Annotated in this window: 12 protein-coding genes; 8 read left to right on the forward strand and 4 right to left on the reverse strand. The window is 45.7% G+C overall.

From position 1 onward, the window contains the following. Nucleotides 1-2: 2 nt before the first annotated feature. Both G6053_RS17925 and G6053_RS17930 read right to left on the reverse strand, forming a co-directional pair. Nucleotides 3-3,209 carry a SusC/RagA family TonB-linked outer membrane protein gene (locus G6053_RS17925; protein ID WP_165307622.1) on the reverse strand — a complete coding sequence of 1,069 codons (3,207 nt, stop codon included), beginning with the start codon at nucleotides 3,207-3,209 and terminating at the stop codon, nucleotides 3-5. A 371-nt stretch (nucleotides 3,210-3,580) separates the two neighbouring features. Continuing rightward, complete coding sequence (locus G6053_RS17930; protein WP_165307624.1) at nucleotides 3,581-3,817, reverse strand: hypothetical protein; 237 nt, start codon at nucleotides 3,815-3,817, stop codon at nucleotides 3,581-3,583. A gap of 356 nt (nucleotides 3,818-4,173) precedes the next feature. Here G6053_RS17930 and G6053_RS17935 point away from each other — a divergent pair, with 356 nt between their 5' ends. The 7 genes from G6053_RS17935 (at nucleotide 4,174) to G6053_RS17965 (ending at nucleotide 13,926) form a co-directional block, all read left to right on the forward strand. Beyond that, complete coding sequence (locus G6053_RS17935) at nucleotides 4,174-4,782, forward strand: sigma-70 family RNA polymerase sigma factor (protein ID WP_165307625.1); 609 nt, start codon at nucleotides 4,174-4,176, stop codon at nucleotides 4,780-4,782. A gap of 75 nt (nucleotides 4,783-4,857) precedes the next feature. Beyond that, nucleotides 4,858-6,024 (forward strand): FecR family protein, encoded by a 1,167-nt coding sequence (locus G6053_RS17940; RefSeq protein ID WP_165307627.1) that lies wholly within the window; start codon nucleotides 4,858-4,860, stop codon nucleotides 6,022-6,024. Nucleotides 6,025-6,177: 153 nt separating this feature from the next. Then, the gene (locus G6053_RS17945) at nucleotides 6,178-9,600 is read left to right on the forward strand and encodes a TonB-dependent receptor (protein WP_165307629.1); all 3,423 of its coding nucleotides are present in this window, start codon (nucleotides 6,178-6,180) and stop codon (nucleotides 9,598-9,600) included. A 10-nt stretch (nucleotides 9,601-9,610) separates the two neighbouring features. Further along, on the forward strand, nucleotides 9,611-10,414 hold the full coding sequence (locus G6053_RS17950; RefSeq protein WP_165307631.1) for a hypothetical protein: 804 nt from the start codon (nucleotides 9,611-9,613) through the stop codon (nucleotides 10,412-10,414). A 3-nt stretch (nucleotides 10,415-10,417) separates the two neighbouring features. Continuing rightward, nucleotides 10,418-11,209, forward strand: coding sequence for a hypothetical protein (locus G6053_RS17955; protein WP_165307633.1), 792 nt, complete (start codon nucleotides 10,418-10,420; stop codon nucleotides 11,207-11,209). Between the two features lie 487 nt (nucleotides 11,210-11,696). After that, nucleotides 11,697-12,521, forward strand: coding sequence for an AraC family transcriptional regulator (locus G6053_RS17960; protein ID WP_165307634.1), 825 nt, complete (start codon nucleotides 11,697-11,699; stop codon nucleotides 12,519-12,521). Nucleotides 12,522-12,594: 73 nt separating this feature from the next. Further along, a complete protein-coding gene (locus G6053_RS17965) occupies nucleotides 12,595-13,926 on the forward strand; it encodes a serine hydrolase domain-containing protein (protein ID WP_206531766.1) in 1,332 nt (443 codons plus the stop codon). Nucleotides 13,927-14,318: 392 nt separating this feature from the next. On the opposite strand, the gene ggpS is transcribed toward G6053_RS17965, so the two are convergent. Together ggpS and G6053_RS17975 are read right to left on the reverse strand one after the other, a co-directional pair. Beyond that, nucleotides 14,319-16,568 carry a glucosylglycerol-phosphate synthase gene (ggpS, locus tag G6053_RS17970; protein ID WP_165307636.1) on the reverse strand — a complete coding sequence of 750 codons (2,250 nt, stop codon included), beginning with the start codon at nucleotides 16,566-16,568 and terminating at the stop codon, nucleotides 14,319-14,321. Nucleotide 16,569: 1 nt separating this feature from the next. After that, complete coding sequence (locus tag G6053_RS17975; RefSeq protein WP_165307638.1) at nucleotides 16,570-17,559, reverse strand: NAD(P)H-dependent glycerol-3-phosphate dehydrogenase; 990 nt, start codon at nucleotides 17,557-17,559, stop codon at nucleotides 16,570-16,572. Between the two features lie 178 nt (nucleotides 17,560-17,737). Here G6053_RS17975 and G6053_RS17980 point away from each other — a divergent pair, with 178 nt between their 5' ends. After that, entirely contained in the window at nucleotides 17,738-19,045 is a 1,308-nt protein-coding gene (locus tag G6053_RS17980; RefSeq protein WP_165307640.1) for a mechanosensitive ion channel domain-containing protein, read from the forward strand. The last annotated feature ends 169 nt before the right edge of the window (nucleotides 19,046-19,214 follow it).

A 19,214-nucleotide genomic window follows, 5' to 3' on the forward strand; every position in this document is an offset into this window, starting at 1 on the left:
ATTTAGAATGAGACATTTAAACCTGCCGTCCAGGTACGGCCCTGCCCGATAGAATTCTTTTCGATGCCAATCGAGGTATTGGAATTTCCGTTCGAAGAAGACTCCGGATCGGTACCCGAATACCCACTTATCAGGAAAAGATTCGACGCTTGACCATAAATACGGATGCTGGAAAGACCGATTGTATTAAACAGGCTACCACGGAACGTGTAGCCAAGTGTAAGCTGTTGCAAACGTAAAAAATCAGCTTTCTCGGCATTTTGGTCAATGGAAAATCCGGCAGAACCATTAGATATCACATCGTTATAGACCAATCGCGGAACATCCGTCTGTTGTCCAGCCGTGGTCCATCGGTTGAGCACCTCGACTGAATTGTTGTAAAAACGCTGATCCAGCAGCGTACCCCTTGTACCATTCATTACCTTATTCCCGCCGGCAAAGGTGAAATTGACCGCCGCATCAAAAGATTTATAACGGAAGGAATTATTAAAACCGCCATACCAGGTCGGCAATGCCGTCCCCAGCACCTGATAATCCGCTACCGTGATCGGGCTGGCAACACGGCCGTCAAGATAAGTCCAATTACTCTGCCCTGAAGCTACGGCGGCACTATATTGTACCCGCTCACCATTTTTATTGATAAATACCCGCTGACCATTTTCCGGGTTTACCCCATCGGTGACAGCACCATACAGACTGCCCACAGCATAGCCTACCCGAGTAATGTTATTGGCTTCTGTTGTCGTATGCGTGTACCCGATAATATCCGCATTTCCTTCAGACAGGGATGTTACCTTATTTTTTACATGCGTGAAATTAAAGGATGAATTCCATGTAAAATTTCCTTTTCGAAGGATGTCGCCGCTGATGGCAAACTCGATACCCCGGTTATACATGCTGCCGACATTTTTGAGGATGCTATTGCCCGGAATACCTTTTGATGGCGACTGTGGCACATCTAGAATAAGGCCATTCACATTGTTCCTAAAGTAATCGATATCCACATGCAGACGCTTCTGCGCTAGATCCAGGCTCAACCCAAAATTGGTCTGTTCGGAAGTCTCCCAGCCTAGATCCGGATTACCTGCCTGGGAAATGCTCCATGTGGGCACCGTGCCATAGAGCGATGAGATATACAGGTTGAGCGATTCATAAGCCGAGAGATTGCCATTGCCCACTTTACCCCAGCTCCCCCGGAAGCGTAAGTCGCCCAGCACATTTGCGAGGCGGCTATTTTTAAAGAAGTCCTCTTCAAAAACAGACCAGCCCAAGGACAGCCCACCAAAATCACCGTACTTATTGTTGGCACCCAAGGCCGAATTGCCATCTCTTCTAAAATTAGCGGTCAGGAAATAGCGTTTGCCATAATTGTAGGTGGCGCGCACAAATGTAGAACGGTAGAAACGTTCGGAAATACTCCCTCCCGCCCCGGAAAGCGTAGTCCAATTGCCCTGAAAATTTTCAAAAAACGGATCCGATGCATTATTTTGCGATGCATTCCAGCTATCGTTGTCATATTTTTGGATATCGTAGCCCAGTAAAAGGGATAGCGCATGCTTTTCAGACAACACTTGATCATAACTCAAGCTATTTGTAAAGTTCCAATTGTTGCGTAGACTGCTCACATTATTTACCGATCCACCATTCGTATATCCCGATGAGCCCAGATTAGGGCTCAGATACGTCTTGGTGGTGGACAGATTGCGGTCGACAGCATAAGTGGTTGTGAATTTCAAATTTTTTAGCAAGTTGACCGAAGCATGCACATTGCCCAGGATATGGTCATTCCCGGTAGTATATTTACTATAGGCAAAAAGTGCTTCGGGATTGTATAATGTATTGGTAAATAAGTTGGCTCCCGGCCCCAGTAACCCCGTACTACTTAAATTGTAGGTACCATCATCCTTATAGGCCGAAACATTTGGCGGTAATACAAGTGCCAGCCGTGCGCCACCGATCAACAGCAGCTGGCTGCTAGGCAGTGAACCCGAATTTTTGGCATCATTGAAAGTGTTGTTGTAGGTCAGGTTACTCCCTACAGAAAACCAATCGTTTACCTTATGTTCGATATTAAAGCGCAGGCCTTTGCGGTCAAAGCTATTTTTTGCAAAAAAACCTTCTTGATCCGAATAATTTCCCGAAAAATAGTACTGCGTGTTTACATTGGCCCCACTCACTGAGAGACTATGGTTGTGGCTATATCCCGTGTTATAGACATGATCGTACCAGCTAGTTTCCACCAGATTGCCATTTGCACTGTACTGCGGAAAGAAAAGTTCACTGGCCACCTTGTCGTTATTTGCATTGCCCGACAAAATCTTGTTGTTCAGGACAGCTTCATTTTTGATCGCTATATACTGGCTAGCATTCAACAATTTGGGCAATCGTGCTGCTGTCACGGCCGATCCCCATACGTCATAGCTGACTTTTGCACGTCCCTGTTTTCCCTTTTTGGTTGTCACGATTAGCACACCTGCTGCAGCCCTCGAACCATAGATGGAAGTCGAAGCCGCATCTTTTAAGACGTCAATGGATTCGATATCCGACGGATTGATATCAGCGAGCGGGTTGTTGGCCACGTTGGACGAACCGATATTGCCGGTATTTACGGGAATACCGTCTATGACGATCAAGGGGTATGAACTGAGGGATATCGAATTCAGTCCCCGTACCCGTATGACCGGAGGATTATTGAGCAGGCCATTCGGCAGGGAAATACTTACTCCTGCAGCCTTGCCGGCCAGAGCCTGGTCAAAACTTTGTACCGGAACATCCTTGATTGCATCAGCAGCGATACTGGCAGCCGCACCTGTGAAATCTTTGCGTTTCTGTGTACCATAGCCCACGACGACAACTTCTTCCAGTGCCCGGTCCTCCCGGACCAGACGTACGGTGTCCCCCTGCTCCTGGATCAGTGCTATTTGTTCTTTATAACCGACGGAGGATACGACGACGCGTGCCGGTAGCTTTTGTCCGGTCACGAAAGCAAAGTTGCCCTTTCTGTCTGTCGTCACTGCATGCGTAACACCATAGAGCTTGACTGTAGCACCTTCAATGGCCTGTCCATTCTCGGCGTCAATAACCAGTCCTCTGAAGGAGGCATTGATAATTGTCTTTGGGGAATCCTGTGCATATGTGTAAAATGGCATTTCAGCCAGACCTGCCAATAATAGATAGGCAGAATAATGCAGTATTCTTCTCTTTTTCATAGGTAGAATAGATTAATTAAAAAAATAGATGTGCAGGCCATAAACCTATTTATAGCCGAGACAGCAACAATAAATAGCTTATCGCTCTTGTTGTCTGGAAAATTGGAGAAAAAGTACTAGCAACACATTCGTTGCGCAGAGAACGCTACATGTGTATCTGAGAAAAATTTGTTTACTTACGTTGAAAGGATGGTTTAGATAATGCTGTTTCATTTTTACTTTGTTTAGATAATGATTAGATCGTCGCCAACGCCAATTGAAACTACGATAATACAAATGTAAGAATAAAAACAAATAATGTATACTAATTTAGTAGATTTTTTTTCTACTTATTAGTCAAAGTCTTTTTGGTTATCGAACAGCGACTGCAGTTAAGAACTTTCAGTCGCTGACAAAAACGATGCGTTAAACCCTCTGATCGCGATAAGATTAAGAATAGCGGCTTCATCGCGTCTTTTGGATCTAAACGTGATCGTACATAGTTTATCCTGCAAATCTGCTGAAATGTATTTTAAATCAGCAATATGCCGACTCAGATAGTTTATGATCTCAGTACGTTTGGTCAGCACCTGGGCCGAAACAGAAAAGGTAAGTAGGTAATATTTCATATTCCACGGAATTTTTGATCCATTGCAAAATCCATAGCTGCACGCTGGTTTTTCCGATCACCCTAGACGAACTATTTATTTGCAGCAGTAAATATAAAAACTTTTGACCAATAAACAAAAATAGTCAGGAGTAAAAAGATAAATTAATTCTACGTCGCTGATGTAAATGATAGGCAACATGCTCTGAAAAGAGCATGCAATTTCCGCCGACCAATCCTAACAGGGTTTAAAGTCTTTCCCCACATCCATGGATGTCGCAGCAAAAAAAGGACTGAAGTAAATATTAATAATTTATTAATATTCGTAACACGCTCAGGTATAATTGCCTACTTACATTTGGTTTTTGCATAACTACCATGGCTAATTGTGAATTTATAACACTTACAGATCAGGAACTGGTGGGCCTGGTCCAACTCGAGGACAATAAAGCAGCCTTTTCCGAACTCTATAACCGCTATTGGGAGCCATTGATCAATCTTGCAGGTAAGAGGACAAGCTCACTATCTATGGCCGAAGAAATCGTTCAAGACGTCTTTGTGGATTTTTACTTGCGAAGAAAAGAAATCCAGGTTAAACATTCCCTTGCGGCCTATTTAAAAACGGCCATAAAATTTCAGGTATTTAAAACCTATCGGGCGCAAAAAATCCAGGATAAATATATCGAAACCGTATCCTACAGCGGGTATACCGCTCCTATTCAGCCCGATAATATACTCGAGGCCAAGCAAATCCATGCAGAGATTTTTCAGATCACCGAAAAAATGCCGGCCACCTGCAAAGAGGTCTTTCTATTGAGCCGTTTCGAAAAACGCTCCAATCAGGATATTGCCGACCAATTGAACATTTCTGTAGCGATGGTCCGCAAGCACATTACCAAATCCATGAATATCATGCGCTCTGAAATCAAAGAGCATCAAATGGATATTTTCTATCTGGTGCTGCTGCTATATATGCAAAAAAATTAAGCAAAATTATTTTTTTTGAAATTCCTGTTCCCGCTTTCCAATACTTAGGGTACTAGTTAGTATAAAGCAAAGGAAATGGACGATCAAAATCAACAGATACTAGATATACTCGCTAAATACGAAGCAGGAACAATAACCGAAGATGAGCTTCAGCTGCTTGAAGATTGGTACGCTTCATTTGAAGCCAATCCGGATCTCATCGAACATTTAAGTTCCGAAGAACGCGCGGTCAGAAAAATACAACTGCAGGAGAAGATCTTCGATCAGATTGATCGGGAGACATCCTCAAGGGCAGAAATGCCAAAAAAGCGATTTTTTCTAAATCCGGGCAATAGTATATGGCAAGCAGCTGCCTCCTTAGCTCTCCTTTGTGCGGTTTCATTATACATCTTCAAGAAGCAGTCCGACAAGCTGCCCGTCAGCGCAAAAGAGCAAAGCAATACGATTAGCCCCGGAACGGATCAAGCTACCTTAACGCTCGGCAATGGCGAAAAGATTCTACTGGATGACTCCAAAAACGGAGAGCTCACTGCCGAAGGAAACATTCATATCAACAAGCTAAAACCGGGCAATCTGGTTTATACGGCGGGTAAGAAGGTCAGCAAGGTATATTCCAATACACTTTCTACCCCGCGTGGCGGCAGGTACCAATTGACCTTAGCTGACGGCACCCAGGTCTGGTTGAATGCCCAATCTTCGATCACCTACCCTTCAGCCTTCCGTGGCTCTTCACGGGAAGTGACCATCACCGGCGAAGTATACTTTGAGGTAGCACACAACGCTGCCATGCCTTTCCGGGTGAAGTCCGAAAATCAACGGATCGAAGTGCTGGGCACACACTTTAATGTCAATACTTACAACGCTAAATCCATCGCCAAAACAACCCTTTTAAGCGGTTCTATCGCCCTGACCAATATACATCAACGCATCATCCTTAAGCCCGGTGAACAGGGTATTGTAGCCGGCCGGTCCATGTCCATAAAAAATGTGGATCCGGCTGAAGTAATCGCTTGGAAAGAGGGGTATTTTGATTTTACGGATGCGGATATTGGTAGCGTTATCGACGAACTGGGCCGTTGGTATAATGTTGACATCCACTATAAGGGCACCGCAACACAAGAAACCTTTACAGGGAGAATACCACGCTCCTGGCCTTTTGAAAAAGTATTGAATCTATTAAAAACATTTAAAAGCATTCAGGTAGAAATGCAAGGAAGGAGGCTTATTGTAGAAACAAAATAATACACAACCTGATACCCTATTCCAAAAAAAAGCCAATAGTGGTCGTAACACTACTGGCCGATAGCCGGAATAGGCAAATGAATTTCTCGATCCGATTTAACACATATTTCAGCTTAACAAATGTATAAAAAAAATACAAAAATAGTATTGAAAATGAAGCTCACCACCTTCATGACAGCTTTTGGCATGCTACAGATCAGCCTAGGGGCGGTAGGACAAAACATCAGTCTCTCCGAAAAGAACAGCTCCCTGGCCAAAGTATTCAAAAAAATAAGTACGCAGACAGGCTATGGATTTTTAGTCGAGGGCAGCCTGCTTAAAATGTCCAGACCGGTCACGATAGAAACCAGAAACACCGATATCAATACGGTATTGGCGGCCATCTTCAAAAACCAGCCCCTGACCTTTGTGCTACGGGACCAATCCGTGCTTGTTTCGGCAAAAAAGACAGCCCCCAGCCCCCTTTCACTATCCTGGGACGCAACGAACATGGCGGCGCAACAACGGGGAACGGTCACTGGAAGAATTACAAACGAAAATGGTGAAGCGCTCGCAGATGCCAGTATCAGCGTGCTCCAGACGGGCCAGTCCTTAAAAAGTAAAGCCGATGGAAGCTATACGTTGAACATCCCCGCCGGAACTTATACCATTGAGGTCAGTTACATTTCCCATCAGACAAAAAGGATCACTGACATCGTTGTCCATGCCGGGAAGCAGACCAGCCTCAGCATCGTTTTAAAAGATGCCGTAAAAAGTCTGGAGCAGGTGGTCGTCATCGGAAGTTATAAACAGGAAAGTATTGCTTCGCTCTATGCCAAACAAAAGAATGAAGCGACGATCTCCAACGGCATCAGCCGCGAGCAAATCGCCGTTCTACCAGACAAAAATGTAGGCGAAACCCTCAAGCGCATCGCGGGTGTCAGCACCAATGACAACCGCCGGGTCGTGATCCGTGGTATTGCCGAACGCTACAACCTTGCCATGATGGATGGTGCTACCCTCCCCAGTACCGACGTGCAGGTCCGGGACTTCGAATTTGATATCGTACCGAGCAACCTGATCGACAATGTCATTATCCACAAGACCGCATCGCCAGACCTGAGCTTTGGCTTTGGCGGTGGATTGGTCAAGATCAACACCCTGGCCATTCCATTGAAAAACTTTACTTCCTTTTCGGTGGGCAGCAAGTATATCAATGGATCAACGGGAAAAGATTTCCTGGGCTATGGCCGTGGCAGCTGGGACTACCTGGCCTTTGACGATGGCACACGGGGCAAGTTCCCGCGGGATCTGACCGTATTCAACGGCATCAATTATGATCCTGCCAACCCTTATAAACCTGTACCCGAAGGTGTGACGCCTTTTACCCCCGAAATGATCGCGGCACAGAACAAACGCATTGGTGGATTGGAACGTCTTGGTACACGAAAATATACCGCACTACCTGGACAAAACTATCAGTTCAGCCTGGGACGGAGCTACAATACCATGAAAGGCATCTTTGGTTTTGTAGGCTCGCTCAGTTATCGCAATGAACAGTCTATTGATCACATCTCCAATTTCGAGCGGGGCAACTGGCAAAAAACAGACGGGGCCACCTACGATATAAACACCGGAAAAGAAATCAACCCGACCATCTCCACACAGTATAATTTTAATTCGAGCTTAAGCGGATTGGTCAATTTAGGCTGGAACAGCAAAAATCATAAAATAACCTCCCGCAACTTTTATTCCCGCATGTTCAACAATCAGTTTTCCGTAATCGAAGGTTGGGGAAACGATATTGGGTATGGCTCGAGACCGGCTATCTGGGAGTACGACCGCCCCAAATTTATCGATATGCTCCAGAACAGGCTGGATGGGGAACATCGTTTCGGCAATTTTAAAGTGGAATGGAATATCGCCCGCAACCGGCTAAACAACCTGGAGAAAGATGCGACCGAGGCCTGGCTCGAATCCAGAGGCACCCTGAATGACACCCTATACAATGTCGTCCCTTCGCATTATGCCAATGCCGGTGACGGGACATTTACACGCTCCGAATACCATTATACGGAGACCAACAGCATTGCTGAGGCTGCATTGAGCTATCAGACGAACTGGCTGGGGCAAAAGCAGGCCCTGAAAGGCGGCTATCAGTTTATGGATCGGCATGGATTGTTCGAATGGGTCTCCCTGCCCATCGTTTCGGTCGGTGCAAATACCTTTTCCCCCGTCAATACCTGGTCGAAGTACCTTGAATTTAAAGATCCCTTACATGGGATGTTCTATTATCCTGCCGCCTTCTCCATCAGTGCCTATGAAGGGAAAAATATCAACCAGGCAGTCTATGCCATGCTAGACAACCGCTTCAACTCCTGGATCAGATTGGTCTGGGGATTGCGTGCCGAATACTTCAAGTATAAAAGCCTGCAAAACGGCGACAACGACCTACAGATGGATGCACGCACCATTGCTATGCGCAAGCAGCGCTTTGTCGATCCCAAAACCGGCAAACTGGTGGGCATGACGGCAGATCCCGAGACCGAAGAGAAAACCTGGCGCTACTTGCCCTCGGCGAGCCTGACATTGACACCCGTACAGGATTTCAATATCCGCATGGCCTATTCGCAGTCGGTAGTCCGCCCCGCATTGATCGAAAACTCCAGGATGGTACGCCAGGATCCCGCACTGGGCGGAGCTTACCGCAGGAATGAAGGTGTACTGTCTACCGTCATAGACCATTATGACATGCGTTTGGAATGGTATCCTTCCCTCGCGGAAGTCATCTCCATCGGATTTTTCTATAAATATTTTCAGAACCCGATCGAATTGTACCGGCAGATGATGGACTCCTCACACCGTATCTATGTCACGACGAACAACTCCGAATGGGCCAAAGTAAAAGGACTGGAGTTTGATATCCGTAAAAACCTTGGATTTATACTTCCGGGCTCCCTGCTGGAGGATTTCAATTTCAGCGGAAACATCACGCTTCAAAGCTCCGAAGTACAATCGGCCGAATTCAGGGCCAAGGGCATCGACACGGATAAGTATGGAAATACCTTTGAATATCGGGAAAAACAGTTTCTGAAAAGCAAGCGCCCGCTCTATGGACAGATACCCGTCGTACACAATGCGGCCTTGCAGTATGCCGGAGACCGATTAGGTGCCAACGTAGCCTTCAACCATATGGGCTACAAAACCTTTATGACAGCCATGAGCGAAGACCTTATTGAATACGAGCGTCCCCGCAATCAGCTGGACGCACAGCTGAGCTACAAATTATTGAAAAATAAAAATCTGGACCTCAAACTGAACCTGAGCAATCTGCTGAATAGCCCCTTCCGTTTTTATGTGAACAGGCCTGAAACCTACAAGATACAGGACCGATGGAAAGGCCTGTCAAACTCCGAATGGCCAACCCAGGAGTGGGATGAGATCTACGAGTGGAAATTCGGCTTTTCACAAAAATATGAGGAAGGTTACTACGAAACCTCAGCAGACGGAACCAAAAAGATGCGCATAGGCGACAAAGAAACTTTTAACCGCAAAGTGGGCAGTTCCTTTAGCCTATCCATTGGATATACATTTTAAATCAGCCAATATGAAAACGAAAATAATCCTATCAGCCACAGCGATCACTTTTTTTCTGCTCTTCACCTTCCTGTCGTGCAATAAAGGCGGAGAAGAGCTTTTGTATCATTCCGATATACATCTGATCAATTTAAGCGGTTATAATAACAGCAATGAGGAACTTATTCTTCAATTGGACACCTTTTCCCCCACCGTGACGCCAGCGTTCAGCAAAATTGCTTTTGGAGCCACCTACAATTTCAATGACCCGGGCAAACAGCACTTAAAATTTACCATGAAGTCCAAAGCGACCGATAAAATCCTGCTGGAACGGGAAATCAGGGCCAACGAAACGACAGTCGAGACAAACCTCAATGTAATCTATATGAACGGAAAGGTAGGCGATTTCCCCGCGATTCCTGAACCCGTGGAGGGCAAGGTCCAACTGATCTATATGTTCCAGTCCAATATTTTAAATTACCGTGAACCGGTGGATATTGTATTCAAGAAATACTACTTTCTTCCCAAAGTGTTTGAAGAGGTCATCCGCATCAAAAATTTAAAACCCAATGAGTTCTCACAGCCCATATCTTTTACCCCCTTTCCCTTGGGCGTACAGGATTATAATGGGCAGAAAACACCGGTGCTGTTTCGGGCCCATATTTATAAAGCCGGTACAGACATCCCCTATACAGCTGGAACGTCCTATGAATTCAACCCGCTTACCTCGGTTGCTCCGGTACCCTCACCCACAAAGGCCGCTTCCAAGTTGTTTATCATTAACGAAGCTCCGGTGAATAATATCATACAGTTTAATAAGGTTTTAGAATTATAATTTATGAAAAATCTATTGACAAAGACATTTTTCCTATCCATTGCGCTGCTGCTGCTTGGAAGCCCCTTATTTTTCAGCGCCTGCAACAAAGAGACCCCTGAGGTCGAACGTGCGATGCATATTCTGATCAATGGCTACAATGGCGGTGATCATCCTTTGGTCGTGGCGATTGATACCACCGTATTTGATCACAAAGAGGGAGCATTTATTATCAAGCCCCAGAGCAACATCCATTTTACAACGGCCTTTAGCTACAAGGTACCCAAAAAACGGCTGGTTACTTTGACCGATACAGTGACCAAGAAAGTAGTTTATAGCGCGGAATTGCCTGAAAACACCATCAAAGTAAATTTCAACTACCTCTATTTTGACGGAAAGGTACAGGAGCTAACCCCGCCCGCTGCCGACCCCAATGTCAATAAATTGGGCTTTTACATTTATGATAAAAGCATAGATTTCCCGATTGATATTTCTTTACAAAAAGTCAATGCAACTTCGGGCGATGTACGTAAAGAGTACATTGCAAAAAATGTGCTTCCCGGAAGATGGTTCTATGTCGATTATCTGCCGCCCAAGGATTTTGACAAAAACGCCGATCTAATGAGTGCTACAGTCCATTTCACAAAGGCCAATACAGATGAATGGGCTTTTGAAGGCGACGAGACAAAAAGTAAATTGCCTGCAGGTGGATTCTTTTTCCCAAAATTGAACGATAAGGGAAAGGTTCAGCCTTATTTTATTGCACCCAAAGTACCGAATCAAACCTTCAGCCGGCTTTTCTTCTATTTGGACTAACGGGATTCACAATTAATTATTGGCAGGAAGGCGCGCCTGTCTGGGCGCGCCTTCCTGCCAATACTTTTTTCAGCTTAAAAACGAAAATACGGCAACTCTTTGGAAACTCAGGGCACAGCAATGGCACGGTAGCCGCATCACTTCCTTGAGGAGTACCTTAAAAAACGATATATTCCAGGCTGCAGTTTGCCTGCCTCTCTTTACCAGTGGGCCTTGATCAGTCTGATAGGAGCCCTAAATGAAGTCTTCATCCAGCTGAAGAGCGCTGATCGGGCTTTGTTAAATTTACGCAGCTAATTGATTTATTTACTGATTATGCGCCCTATTTTTTGCCCTCCGACAGGTCTAAGTTTTCACAAATACCGTTGATACCCTGTTTGTCCTCACCGATTAAAAGCGTAACTTAACGCCCTGTTCGAATACCAATTTAAAAAAGTCATGTGACTACCTCTGCTCACTAATAGGTAAAAAAATAGGTGTATAAAAAATGATCATAAAAATCTATCGGCCCCAGAGCCTCCTGTTGAAGCGTTATATTGAGTGTTTCTATATCCTGGAAAAATCCGCAAACGAGAGGCCCGTCACTTATTTTACCTTCCCCGGTATTTATAGCATTGTTACCATCAGTGCGCAGACCAGCACTTTTGTCACGCAAGACAAAATAATCACAAAACATTGTCCCAATGCATCCATAGAAACCAACCTTGTATGCGATTTTAACGAGCCGGTGCTGATTAGCTACGACGGGAAAATAGATGAAATCACAACATACTTCAAGCCCCTCGGCTTAAATGCTTTTATACCACATGACCTGCGACATTACAGCAGCGGAACATTTCCCGATTTCAATCCCCACGACGATTATAAAGAGGCTATGGCGGCCATTCTTTCCATCAGGGATCATCAGGAGCGTATCAAGGCCCTGGAAGCCTATTGGATCTCAAAACTACGCCCTTTTGCCGATCCTTTGCTGGAACATGTGCTCCGCGAAATGCTCGATGCTGGCAACCTCAATCAATCCATGACCAAATTATCGCATCAAATCGGGCGGTCACGGACAACGATAAATAAGCATTTTGATCAGCATATCTGTAAAAGTCCGTCCCAATTCAAAAAAATAGTCCGGTTCCGGGCGGCCATCCAAAGCCATCTTGACGATAAAAACAACATCGGCCAGTCCTATCATGTCGACTATTTTGACCAGTCACACATGATCCGGGATTTCAAAAAATTAACAGGCTTTACACCAAAAGTTTTCTTTTCCAGAATAGCAGCCCTTGAGCGGAACGAGATCAAGTGGATTTTTATTTAACGGGTTTACAAAAATACAATGACCGCATTTTTTTTTATGGTAACATTGCTGCATCATTCATTTATGCAACAATATGATGAAGCTTATTCTATTGATCTTCCTGTGTCCGGTTCTAGTTTTCGGCCAGCAGAGCACAGCGGCAAAACTGGCCAATTACATGCAGGCGCAGTCCACTATCAATCACTTTAGTGGAACCGTCTTTGTCTCAAAAGACGGTATCCCTTTACTCAAAAAAGCCTATGGCATGGCAGATTACGAATGGAATATCAGCAATACCGTAGACAGCAAATTTCAGCTGGCCTCAGTGACCAAACAATTTACCGCCACAGCGATCCTACAACTGGTCGATCGGGGCCAATTATCCCTCGATGATAAACTCAGTAAATTTTTCCCTGATTATCCCAAATCCGACAGTGTCAGTATCCATATGCTCCTATCGCATAGTTCGGGAATGGCCATGGGTTTCAAAGAAATCGTTTTGTCCACTATCAGCAGTGATTCCGCCTACGCGGCCATCAAACAGATTCCCTATGCATTTTCACCCGGCACAAATACTGCCTACAGCAACATCGGTTATTATTTGTTGGCCCGGATCATTGAAAAAGTTTCAGGCGACAGCTATGCTGCTTTTCTAAAGAAAAATATATTTGAAAAAGTCGGAATGAAGCATACGGGCGTCAGCAGCAATGATGCGATCGTGTCCAAAAAGGCCAAGGTCTATCGCCGTGCCCCAGATAGTTTTATCCATAATCCCTATATCAACTGGAACATCAATCTGGGCCATGATGGCGTTTATTCGACTGTCGAAGATCTGGCATTGTGGGACAAAGCACTTTATGGCAGCACGATCCTGTCCGCTGAAATGAAGAAAAAAATGTTTACGCCCCATAACGCCGAAAACTGGGGCTACGGATTTATCATCAACCCCTTTTATAACCACGGGCATCAATTGATTGCGCACGACGGTGGCTTTTTCGGCAGCATGAGTTCCTTTAATCGCTTTACGGATGACAAACTTTTTATCACCGTCCTTTCCAATAATGAATCGCAGTCTCATATCATCGCTTATGGGCTTTCGGCCATTGCATTTGGAAAAGAGGTAGAACTTCCCTACCGGCATCATCGCGTAGGGTCAGATACCGCGTTTTACAAAAACTATGTGGGCCAATACGATGCGATTCAGATCCTAGAGGTGGATGGCAAACTGTATTATAATGATATGGAAAGGGAACTTATCCCCGAGTCCGGCACAAAATTTTTCAGATCAGACGATAACGACAGAACAGTTGAATTTGTGCGGGACAGAACAGGTGTCTACAATGCGATTATTTTAACAAAAGGCGGCGTGAAAGAAATTTTCAAAAGAAACAGGTCACAGGACAATAAAAAACGTCCCGCCAGATAATGCATAGCCCCAGAAAGTTAGCCACTTTCCGGGGGACAGTCCATAGCGGGACATTTTCAGGAGAACTCCTTTGCTTTTTCAGGTTCCGGTGGTGGTGGGCAGTAAGCTGCCCGCTTCGAAGACCAAAAGCGGCATAAAGACCTATTTTTTCGAAAAGCCTGCCATGATATTCTTTGTTTTTTAAGTATACAATACCGGCTTGCCAGTTTCGGGAAGAATAATAATCAGCTCTATGTCAAGGGACCTGGCAGTTTGGAAACAGCCCTATCTGGCGCAACTGGCCCCTTTGAAAAAGGACAGTCGCGCTATATGGCCAGTTTAACTGTTGGCTTATTGACATTTTAGACCATTGGACAATTGCGGGGCTAAATATGAGCCCCCGCAATTGTTGTTCAAAGCCGCTTACCGGATTTTTCAAGCTCCTTGACAAAATCCTTACCCCAATAATGGATATCGTAGTGTTCAATATGCTCATATAGCCTACGCGCCCTGACCTGAGCCTCTCCAGGCTCCATGACCAGTGCTTTTAATAGCGCATCTTTCATGCTCTTGCGGTCATAGGGATTGGTCAATATGGCATAAGGCAATTCGACCGAAGCTCCCGCGAATTCCGAAAGCACAAGAATCCCCGGGGTCTCCAATAGCCCATGGGTCGCAATGTATTCCTTGGCGACCAGATTCAGCCCGTCACGCAAAGGCGTGATCCAGGCAATATCGCTCAGCGCATAATGCTTGACGACCTCCTCAAAGGGCAGTGCCCTGTAAAAATATTGGATAGGCGTCCAGTTCATTGTAGCGTATTTACCATTGATCTCACCCACAGCCTGGTTCACCTGATCCCGGATCTCATCATAAATCGTCATTCCTTGTGATGGCGGTGTACAGACATTGACCAGTTCGATTTTACCCCGAAATTCGGGATACTCGGCAAGAAATTCACCAAAAGCCTGAATTTTTTCCAATGGCCCTTTGACATAGTCCAGGCGTTCAATGGATATAATACGCATTATTTCCGATTCCGCTTTGCTTTTTTTGAGTGTATTGATCTCCTCCGTAATGTGATCATCAGTCAAAATATGCTCGATATGATCCCTGTTGACACCGACCGGTTGTGCCCCTAGCCTGATCTGTCTGCCATCCACCTCAATGATCTTTGTCATCTGATCGACCCCGAGGGCACAGCTGTAGGTCAGGAACTGGTTGGCGACATCTACCTTTTTGACTACTTTAAACGGCGTATGGCTGCGGATCACATCTACAAAATTCTCCACATAACGCGGGATATGAAAACTGATAAAATCACAGAGCAACAGGCTGCCGATGATCTCTTTGCGCCAGGGAATAATATTAAAAATATCTGCTGCCGGAAATGCCGTATGGTGAAAAAAACCAATTTTCAGATCGGGGCGCATGGTCTTTAAAAAAGAAGGCACCATCCACAGATTATACTCATGGATCCAGACCAGCGCCTCCTCGTCGGCCTCGCGGGCGATTCGTTCGGCAAAGCGTTTGTTGATCATCAGGTAATGCGCCCAGTCCTCGTGGTTGAACTTTGCCCGGTCCACAAAGGAAAAGATCGTCGGCCAGAACGCCTCCTTGGAGAATACACGATAGAACTTATCGATATCCTCTTTTGACAACGATATGGTGGAGGCGACCAGATTAGGGTACCGGCTTTCATCCACCAGCTGATTTGGAACCGGCTGTCCGTCCTGCTGGATCACTTCCTCTCCGATCCAGAGGCCAGACCTTCCCTTTTCGAATAGGCCCAGCAGCGAGGGAATGATGCCATTCGGACTTTTGGGTGCTACCCGTACCGTGTTACCATTGACCGATTCCTTTTCAAAAGGCAGCCGATGGTATACCATCACCAGCTGATCGGATTTTTTGGATTTTCTTTTTTGAGGTATTAATTTTTTTTCCCCGCGGATCAACTGCTGAAACGGGCGGTGCTTGCCCATATATTCCAGTATACCGCCCGCTCCGGCGGCTTCCGCGTTATAAGCCGTATCCAGCTCTGCAATCGCTTGCAGCAGACTTGGTTCGGATTTTCCGACGGCAACACCCCTAAAGCCGATCTGAAATAAGGCCAGATCATTTAATGTATCACCGGCCACCATCACATCATCCGGATCGACCGCCAGAAATTCAACCAGCTTCTTTAATGTAGTCCCCTTATTGACCCCTCTGGGGAGCAAATCCAGGTATTTATCGGCCGATGTTATAATGTCACATTCATACCTGTCGGCTACCTGCTGTACCAAGCTATGGTCTACCCCAGCTTCATAATAAAAGGAGCTGCGGCGCTGCTGTGGCACATGTTGGTAATTCAGCTGCGGGATTTCTTCCAGTGCTGCCCGGATCGCATACGTCTGCGGCCATTTTTCCTCAATCTCACTCTGCAGCGGCTCAATCGCTTCCAGGCTATGGCCGTTAACGACCGTGGCACCCACATCCGCAATAATGAAGTCCGGCACTGGAATGAGCGGATCGCTCAGCAGCGGCAATACCGACTCCAGTCCCCTTCCGGTGACAAAAACCAGCTGCACGTTCGGGCTGGCCTTGATCAGTCTATATAATCTGAGGCGGTCTTCCATCTTACCGCCTAAAAAAGTTCCGTCTAAATCTGTTGCTAATAGCATATTATCTTATATTCCTTTCTAAAAGTTTAAATTCATCCACTGCAGCCATATGGTTGTATAGCACCCGGTAGGCTGTCTGTAACAGGGGTAAATTGAGCCCGAGGCGCTTTACCGTCGCCATCAGCCCCCTGGTTGCAAAGTATCCTTCGGCGACCATGCCCATGAGCTGACGCGCCTCGAAAACCGAATACCCCTGGCCAAGATATTTACCGAACGCGCGGTTGCGGCTATGTGCGGAGTAACCCGTCACCAATAAATCGCCCAAATAGGCAGAGCTCCCCAGCCGGGCATCGGGCGTGCCAACGGCACGCAGCAGCAGCCCCAGTTCGTCGATGGCATTGGACACCAGCACCGCCATAAAATTATCGCCGTAATGCAGTCCTTCGGCCATGCCACAGACAATGCCCACAATATTTTTGTAAATGGCGGCATACTCCACCCCCACCATATCCGGGCTGTACTTTACCTGCATATAACTTGAAGCAAACCAGTTTGAGATCTTGCCGATAAAGGTTTCATTAGAACTGCATAGGGTCATATAGGTTTTCTTGTTCCGTGCGATTTCCTCGGCATGGCAAGGACCCGCAATCATCGCCTGCTGAAAATCTTTCAGCTCAAAATACCGGGCGAGATAAGAACTAGGAAGTAGATTGTCAGGACCGACAGTCCCTTTTATGGCGGTGATCACAAATTTTTCGGCGAGGTCCTCTTTGGGAATTGCAGCGCAAACATTGTGCAGGTGCGCACTGGGCACGGCGAAAAGAACTACTTTCGACCGACCCACGATCTCGTCCAGTTGATCGGAGGCATAAATTTTTGTATTGTCAAGTTTTAAAAACGATAGGTAGTCAGGGTTAACAGCATCACGGTTTATCGAGCGCACCTGCTCAGAACGCCGCATATACCAGTTGACATGGATGCTATTTTCTGTTAAAATTTTAACCAGGGCCGTGGCCCAACTCCCACCACCTATCACACTAATCTCATTCAAATTGTCGGGGGTTTTAAGACGCAAAAACAGAAAGTTTTCGCCATCTGGTTATCTATTAATTTACGAATATACATAAAAATTAATCAATAAGCAAATAAAACACAGAAAAGCCGTTGTTAAAGGGTATTTACCACATAAAAACCCGTTTTTATATTTCTTCGTAAATTTGTCTGTTCATATGAAAAATTTAGACATGCTCAACTTCAGTGAACAACAATCAAGTTCAATTTATCAGTACATCTTCAATCTCTTTACGACATTAGGTTTACCCGAACAGCAGGCCCATATGGGTACGGCAGTAGGTTTACTTCTGGCTTTTGCCCTGCTACTCTATGCATTGGATTACCTGATGCGCAACATCTTCTATTCGGCATTGAACAAAATTGCCCGGCGAACCTCGACCCAATGGGATGATTTTCTTTTGGCCAATAAGGTGCATGTGCAGCTGAGCCGGACCATATTGACGCTGCTCACCCGGCAGCTGCTTCCGGTCATCTTTCTTGGCTTTCCGGTACTGACAGCCGCGATTGTCAAATTTTTGGATTTGTTGGTATTGCTTACAGTCTATCATCTCATCAACAGCCTGTTAAAAACCTGCAGGGATATTTTTCGTACGTCAAAAGGATTCAAGGACAAGCCCATCGACAGTTACCTGCAGGTGGTACAGATTTTTTTGATTTTCGTCATCGGCACACTGGCCGTGTCGCTGCTGACCGGCAATTCGCCCTGGTCTTTTCTCGTTTCGCTGGGGGCGGCATCCGCCATCCTCATGCTGGTATTTAAAGACACTATTCTAGGCTTTGTGGCCAGTATCCAGGTATCGGCCAATGACTCGGTCCGCGTAGGTGACTGGATAGAAATGCCCAAATATGGTGTTGACGGCGACGTACTGCAGATCAACCTCAACAATGTAAAGATACAGAACTGGGACAAGACCATCGTCACCATACCGACCTATACCCTGCTAAGTGATTCATTCAAAAACTATCGCGGGATGCAAGAGACGGGCGGCCGTCGGATAAAACGGGCTTTGAACATTAAAATGTCTTCTGTACGCTATCTCAGTGCTGAGGAAATTACAGCATTAAAAAAAATCCACTTGCTGGCCCCCTATATCGAAAAACGGGAGCGTGAGATTGCCGATTACAACAAAACCTGGAATACCGACAGCTCCTCGCCTGTCAATGGCCGAAGGATGACCAATATCGGTCTATTCAGGGCCTATGTACTTGCCTATGCTAAGCACAACCCCAATATCCATCAGGAACTGACCCTATTGGTGCGTCAGCTCGCACCAAATGAATACGGCATTCCGTTGGAACTGTACATGTTTACCAAGGGGACACAATGGGTTTATTTCGAAGATACCATGGCCGATATATTTGACCATTTGCTGGCCGCCATTAAACACTTTCATCTACAGGTGTTTGAACTGCCCGCATCCGACGACCTGCGCATGCTCATGGCAGCACGCAATTTCAGTTAAATTTTAAGGCTTCATCAACCGCATACGGCAGACCATGGCTTAAATTATCAAAAGTACTTTTGCAGCCATGGTCTGCTGTCTTTATGACCTACTTTCAAGCGATATCCAAAACATTATTGAAACAAATCGGCCGAGCTACGCATCTTGTTGAAAAAAAAATACTTATTCT

It is taken from the genome of Sphingobacterium sp. DR205 (assembly GCF_011064245.1).
Taxonomy (GTDB): Bacteria; Bacteroidota; Bacteroidia; order Sphingobacteriales; family Sphingobacteriaceae; genus Sphingobacterium; species Sphingobacterium athyrii.

Excerpts from the sequence above, each read along its gene's own strand:
- G6053_RS17925 (WP_165307622.1), bottom strand. The coding sequence starts at position 3,209 with ATGAAAAAGAGAAGAATACTGCATTATTCTGCCTATCTATTATTGGCA.
- G6053_RS17930 (WP_165307624.1), bottom strand. The coding sequence starts at position 3,817 with ATGAAATATTACCTACTTACCTTTTCTGTTTCGGCCCAGGTGCTGACC.
- G6053_RS17935 (WP_165307625.1), top strand. The coding sequence starts at position 4,174 with ATGGCTAATTGTGAATTTATAACACTTACAGATCAGGAACTGGTGGGC.
- G6053_RS17940 (WP_165307627.1), top strand. The coding sequence starts at position 4,858 with ATGGACGATCAAAATCAACAGATACTAGATATACTCGCTAAATACGAA.
- G6053_RS17945 (WP_165307629.1), top strand. The coding sequence starts at position 6,178 with ATGAAGCTCACCACCTTCATGACAGCTTTTGGCATGCTACAGATCAGC.
- G6053_RS17950 (WP_165307631.1), top strand. The coding sequence starts at position 9,611 with ATGAAAACGAAAATAATCCTATCAGCCACAGCGATCACTTTTTTTCTG.
- G6053_RS17955 (WP_165307633.1), top strand. The coding sequence starts at position 10,418 with ATGAAAAATCTATTGACAAAGACATTTTTCCTATCCATTGCGCTGCTG.
- G6053_RS17960 (WP_165307634.1), top strand. The coding sequence starts at position 11,697 with ATGATCATAAAAATCTATCGGCCCCAGAGCCTCCTGTTGAAGCGTTAT.
- G6053_RS17965 (WP_206531766.1), top strand. The coding sequence starts at position 12,595 with ATGATGAAGCTTATTCTATTGATCTTCCTGTGTCCGGTTCTAGTTTTC.
- ggpS (WP_165307636.1), bottom strand. The coding sequence starts at position 16,568 with ATGCTATTAGCAACAGATTTAGACGGAACTTTTTTAGGCGGTAAGATG.
- G6053_RS17980 (WP_165307640.1), top strand. The coding sequence starts at position 17,738 with ATGAAAAATTTAGACATGCTCAACTTCAGTGAACAACAATCAAGTTCA.